Below are 1,379 nucleotides of genomic sequence, written 5' to 3'. Positions count from 1 at the left end.
TATATATACAAATAAATTAATGTTATATATTTACATAAATTTATTTGTATGCCTATATAACATACAAGGCAAGTATATGTCTCTTGGAGTACCAACAAAATGACCTCAATCCAGAAAGCAAATGCACCACCACGAGGAATAGCCGATATGTTGGTAGTCAAAGATAATGCGTTAATTAACGCCAGTTATAATTTAGAGTTAGTTGAACAAAGATTGATTTTATTAGCAATTATTGAAGCAAGAGAAACAGGAAAGGGAATTAATGCCAATGATGCCTTAACCATCCATGCCTCAAGTTATATTCAAAATTTTAATGTTCAAAAGCATACAGCCTATGGTGCGTTGAAAGATGCTTGCCGAGACCTATTTTCAAGGCAATTTAGTTATCAAGAGTTATCACCGAAAGGTAATGTTATAAATCAGACATCAAGGTGGGTGAGCCAAATTGGTTATATTCAGGAGGAAGGTAGTGTACAACTAATCTTCGCTCCTGCCGTTGTTCCACTTATTACACAGTTAGAACAGCAGTTTACCAGTTACGACCTAGAGCAAGTCTCAATTCTTAAAAGCAAGTATGCAACTCGCTTGTATGAAATACTTATTTCATGGCGTAGCGTAGGCAAAACACCAATGATAGGGCTAGAGGAACTGAGAAGAAAACTAGGACTAGGTGTTAATGACTATAAGCTTTTAGCAAACTTTAAATTACGGGTATTAGAGCTTGCACTTGAACAGATTAATGAACATACAGACATTTTTGTAAAATACGAGCAGCATAAAAAAGGACGGTCAATTGTTGGTTTTTCATTCAAGTTTAAACAAAAACAACAGTCAAAAATTGAAAAACCGATTGATCAGAAGCGAGATCCAAAGACCGTTGATATGTTCACAGGTAAAACTGATGCTGAGACAAAAAACATAGCTAGAGCAGTTGTTAAAGACACCTCACCGCCTGCGAATCCCTTGTTGCATAGGGCAAGTCGTATCACAACGTCAATTATCACCCATAAACTGCACGAACGTTTCAAACATGGCGATGAGGGTTTATCTAGTACATTGAAGCGTATTCAAGGCGAAATTATGGAGGGAGGGGAGGAAACGGCAGACTACTGGCAATCAAAACTTGAGGATTTTGGGATAAATTTTGATTAAAAAATACCCATGATTTTTGTATCGTAAAGCAGTAAACTTGAGCGAATAATTGGAGTACCAACTATGAATACAAGGTTTGATCCTATCGTGTCAGAGTTTGAAAGTTCTGACCATGAAGCAGAATACAATGCGTGGTTTATTGCAAAAGTTGAGAAATCACTAGCCGATTCACGCCCCACCATTCCCCATGACCAAGTAGTGGCACGTATGAAAAAACGTCGTGAGGA

At 37.3% G+C, this 1,379-nt stretch carries 2 protein-coding genes; both read left to right on the top strand.

Features of this window, described 5'->3' with window-relative positions; translation table 11 throughout:
* Positions 1-147: 147 nt before the first annotated feature.
* Positions 148-1,152, top strand: a complete 1,005-nt coding sequence (gene repM, locus L6C30_RS14550) for a replication initiation protein RepM (RefSeq protein WP_213072709.1) — start codon at positions 148-150, stop codon at positions 1,150-1,152.
* A gap of 63 nt (positions 1,153-1,215) precedes the next feature.
* Positions 1,216-1,379: antitoxin (locus L6C30_RS14545; protein WP_236163416.1), on the top strand; the 164-nt coding region annotated here is incomplete at its 3' end.

The sequence above is a fragment of the Acinetobacter sp. KAM396 genome, assembly GCF_021602765.1.
In the GTDB taxonomy this organism is placed as follows: Bacteria; Pseudomonadota; Gammaproteobacteria; order Pseudomonadales; family Moraxellaceae; genus Acinetobacter; species Acinetobacter towneri_A.
This window is presented reverse-complemented; position numbering and strand designations above follow the sequence as displayed.